At 67.4% G+C, this 4,222-nt stretch carries 5 protein-coding genes; 2 read left to right on the forward strand and 3 right to left on the reverse strand.

The window, feature by feature from the left end:
• The coding region (locus ACWELQ_RS39785; protein ID WP_452402170.1) for an aminotransferase class V-fold PLP-dependent enzyme at positions 1 to 777 on the reverse strand (777 nt) is incomplete at its 3' end.
• Between the two features lie 68 nt (positions 778 to 845).
• Between ACWELQ_RS39785 and ACWELQ_RS39790 the strand changes: the two genes are divergently transcribed.
• Both ACWELQ_RS39790 and ACWELQ_RS39795 read left to right on the forward strand, forming a co-directional pair.
• Positions 846 to 2,021, forward strand: a complete 1,176-nt coding sequence (locus ACWELQ_RS39790; protein ID WP_452402171.1) for an acyl-CoA dehydrogenase family protein — start codon at positions 846 to 848, stop codon at positions 2,019 to 2,021.
• A 73-nt stretch (positions 2,022 to 2,094) separates the two neighbouring features.
• Positions 2,095 to 2,439, forward strand: coding sequence for a DUF6401 family natural product biosynthesis protein (locus tag ACWELQ_RS39795; protein ID WP_452402172.1), 345 nt, complete (start codon positions 2,095 to 2,097; stop codon positions 2,437 to 2,439).
• A gap of 83 nt (positions 2,440 to 2,522) precedes the next feature.
• On the opposite strand, the gene ACWELQ_RS39800 is transcribed toward ACWELQ_RS39795, so the two are convergent.
• Both ACWELQ_RS39800 and ACWELQ_RS39805 read right to left on the reverse strand, forming a co-directional pair.
• Positions 2,523 to 3,608 carry a mechanosensitive ion channel family protein gene (locus ACWELQ_RS39800; protein WP_452402173.1) on the reverse strand — a complete coding sequence of 362 codons (1,086 nt, stop codon included), beginning with the start codon at positions 3,606 to 3,608 and terminating at the stop codon, positions 2,523 to 2,525.
• A 221-nt stretch (positions 3,609 to 3,829) separates the two neighbouring features.
• Positions 3,830 to 4,222: transglycosylase SLT domain-containing protein (locus ACWELQ_RS39805; protein WP_452402174.1), on the reverse strand; the 393-nt coding region annotated here is incomplete at its 5' end.

The following is a 4,222-nucleotide window of genomic DNA, read 5'->3' on the forward strand; positions in this document are numbered from 1 at the left end:
GCAGTGCCGGTCCATGCGCAGGGCCAGCGTCTTGATGCCGCGCATGGTGAGGAACGCGTCCATCGGCCCGGGCACCGCGCCCGCGCCGTTCTGCAGGAACGCGAACTTGACGTCCAGCTCCTGGTCATTGGTGATGAGCGCGCCGCCCACCACGTCGGAGTGCCCGCCCAGGTACTTGGTGGTCGAGTGCAGCACGATGTCCGCACCCAGCTGCAGCGGCTGCTGCAGGTACGGGGAAGCGAAGGTGTTGTCCACCACCAGCTTCGCGCCACCGGCGTGCGCGACATCGGCGATCGCCGCGATATCACCGATATTCAGCAGCGGGTTGGTGGGCGTCTCCACCCAGACCAGCTTGGTGTTGGGCCGCATGGCCGCGGCGACCGCGTCCACATCCGACACCGGCGCGACCGAGTACTCGATCCCCCACTGGGTGAACACCTTGTCGATGAGCCGGAACGTCCCGCCGTACGCGTCGTTCGGAATCACCAGGTGATCGCCGGGCCGCAGATTGGCTCGCAGCGCACAGTCGGTGGCCGCCATACCGGACGCGAAAGCTCGCCCATACGTACCCGATTCGAGCGCCGCGAGGTTCGCCTCCAGCGCCGTCCGCGTCGGATTCCCGGTCCGCGCGTACTCGTACCCCCCGCGCATCCCGCCGACCCCGTCCTGGGCGAAGGTCGAACTCGCATAGATCGGCACGTTCACCGCACCGGTCTGAGGGTCCGGATCGAACCCGGCGTGCACCGCCCGTGTGGAGAAACCCAGCTGATCGCTCATGCGAACAGCCTAAGGACACCCGGATGAAGCCCCCGCTCCGGGGTTTACGACCGGGTTAGGGTGGGCGAATGGTCACCGTGGATGAGCTGTTCGCGATCGATTCCCTGCTCAGTGAGGAGGAGCGTGACATACGGGATACCGTGCGTGCGTTCGCCGGGGAGAGGTTGCGGCCGCATATCGCGGAGTGGTTCGAGGCTGGGACGTTCCCGGCGCGGGAGTTGGCTCCGGAGTTGGGAAAGCTGGGGCTGCTCGGGATGCATCTCGAGGGGTACGGGTGCGCGGGGACTTCGGCTACGGCTTATGGGCTGGCCTGCCTGGAGCTCGAGGCGGTGGATTCGGGTGTGCGGAGCATGGTTTCGGTGCAGGGGTCGTTGGCGATGACGGCTATTCACAAGTACGGGTCGGAGGAGCAGAAGCTGCGGTGGCTGCCGGAGATGGCGGCGGGGCGGGTGATCGGGTGTTTCGGGTTGACCGAACCCGACTTCGGGTCGAATCCGGGTGGGATGCGGACGCGGGCTCGGCGGGACGGGGACGATTGGGTGCTCGACGGGTCGAAGATGTGGATCACCAATGGGTCGGTGGCGGATGTGGCGATCGTGTGGGCGCAGTCGCGCGAGAGTGAGCGGGATGTGATCCGCGGGTTCGTGGTGCCCGCGGACACACCGGGATTCAGTGCGCGGGAGATGAGGCACAAACTGTCGCTGCGGGCGTCGATCACCGCGGAGCTGTCGCTGGACGGGGTGCGGCTGCCCGCCGAGGCGCAGTTGCCGGAGGCGCGGGGGCTGGCCGCGCCGCTGGGCTGCCTGTCGGAGGCGCGCTTCGGGATCATCTTCGGCGCGCTCGGCGCGGCCCGCGACTGCCTGAGCGCCGCCATCGAATACGCGCGCACCCGCGAGGTATTCGACAAGCCGCTGGCCGCCTACCAGCTCACCCAGGCCAAACTCGCGGACATGGCGCTGGAACTCGGCAAGGGGCAGTTGCTCGCTGTGCATCTGGGGCGTTTGAAGGATCGGCACCAGATCAGCAATGAGCAGATCAGCTCCGGGAAGCTGAACAGCACCCGCGAGGCCATCAAGATCGCGCGCGAATGCCGGACGATTCTGGGCGCGAACGGGATCACCCTCGAGTACCCGGTCCTGCGGCACGCGAACAATCTGGAGTCGGTCCTGACCTACGAGGGCACCGCCGAGGTGCATCAACTGGTGCTGGGCGAGGCCCTCACGGGGTCCAAAGCCTTCCGCTGACCAGGCATTCCGCGCGAATGCGCGATTTGTCACAGCGGGTCCCCAGGTGCGGGCCGGTTGCTAGCATCACCGGGTGTTTGTGCCCGGCTCCGCATTGCTCGTCGTTTCCGCGCGTAAGACCCTGAACCGTCTGCAGCGCACCCACGGAGCCCCCGCCGCCGAGGCCGCGGCGCTGTTCCCCGGCGTCTGCGCGGAGATCGACCAGCACGCCGCCGCCGTCCGCGACATCCTCGACCTGGGTGTCGAGAACTCGAGCGTGGTCCCCACGAGCGTGCTGCTGGCCGGATACGCCCGCGGCATTCTCGACGATCTGCGCGATGCCGACGCCGAGGTCCCGATGTCACCGCTCGACTGGCAGGACGCCGACTGGCTGCACCTTCGCCTGGCCGGCGTCTGCTCGCTGGCCCGCCCGGCCTGACAGCTGAACAACGAATCAGCCCCGAGGACGAAATCCTCGGGGCTGATTCGATTTCTGGATCTTCGGTTCCGGATCTTCGGTTTCTAGATCATCCCGCCGGCGTTGCCCGGGTCCTGCCCGCCCGGCCGCGGCATCTGACCGCCCGGCCGCGAAGGCTGCTGACCCGGCGGCATCGGATGCCCACCCGGCTCGGGACCCTGTCCCGTCTGCGGGCCCATCTGCCCCGCCTGCGGGGGCGTCGGCCGGGACGGCGGCGGCATCTGCCCACCACCCTGGCCGTAGCCTTGCTGCCCGTATCCCGTTGGCCCGTAACCCATTTGACCCTCCGGCTCGGCCCACTTGCCGGGCGGCATCTGACCCGTGCCCGGCCCGGCCATCATGGGCTGACCCATCATGGCCGCACGCTGCGCGAGCATGGCCGCCTCCTGCGCCTGCCGCTGCCGCGCCGCGTCCTCGCGACCGCGCTGATACGCCTGCGCATGCCCCTTCACCTCGGGCATCTCGCCCTCGATGGTGTCGAGCCAACCCTCCCAACGCGATTGCATCGGGCGAATGAGCCCACCGCCGAAGCCGACGATGAGGACACCGGCGATGGTGGCCAGCACGGTGATCAGAATCGGCATGGTCACCGACGTGCCGACACCGATCTGATTGAGCGCGGCGATGATGCCGATGCCCCAGATGAACACGGCCGCAACACGTCCCAGCATGCGACCGTATTCCAGCCCGCTCAGCATGTTCGACACCATGTCCTGCACGACGCGCGCGATCGCGCCCGCGATACAGACGATGACGATGCCGACCGCCAGCCGCGGCAGCCAGGCCACGATGCCATTGAGCATGGTGGACACCGGATTCGGGCCGAAGACGCCGAAGCCCAACTGCAGCGCGATCAGCAGGACCGCGTAGTAGGCGAGCTTGGCGATGAGGCCGGTGGCGTCGTAGCGACCCCGCGCCAGCATGTCCTTGATGCCGCCGCGCTCGACGAGGCGATCGAACCCGACACGGTTCAGGATCCGGGTCACCACCTTGGCGACGACCTTGGCCACGAACCAGCCGATGAGCAGAATGACCAGGAAGCCGACGAACTTGGGCACCCAGGTCGCGATGGAACTCCACGCGTCCGAGAGCCCACTCTGGATATCGATAGCCGATACCGAGGTGTGCATGAACCCCGTCCCTTCGCTATCTGTCCCGGCCGAGTGCCGGAACTTGCTCCACGGGGTCGTTATACGCCTTGTTGATCTTCGAGTTCGGACGTTTGCGAAAGTGTTGCCAAATCGAATGCCAACGGTTTGCCGGTGAATGAAAAACGCGATGGCCCACCCCTCATCAGGCAGGCCATCGCATTATTCGCCCGGATTCGCGCCGGGGTGGAGCCGAGCGTGGATCAGTACGCGCTGGAGACGTTGTCCATCGAGCCGTAGCGGTGCGCCGCGTAGTTGCAGGCGGCCACGATGTTGGCGACCGGGTCCCAGATGTTCGTCGAGGTGCCCTCGACGTGGTACGCGTTGAAGGTCGGGTCGATCACCTGGAGCAGGCCCTTGGACGGGATGCCCATGGCCGCGTTCGAGTCGTACAGGTTGATCGCCTGCGGGTTGCCACTGGATTCGCGCTGAATGTTGCGCATGATGCCGTCGTAGCTGCCCGGGATGCCGTGCTGGGACATGATGTCCAGCGCCTGGCGGATCCAGCCGTCGAGATTGTCGGCGTAGACCGGGGCGGGCGGCGGGACCGGAGCCGGGGCGGGCATCGGAGCCGGGGCCGGAGCCGCCGCGGCGGG

It is taken from the genome of Nocardia sp. NPDC004722 (assembly GCF_053601505.1).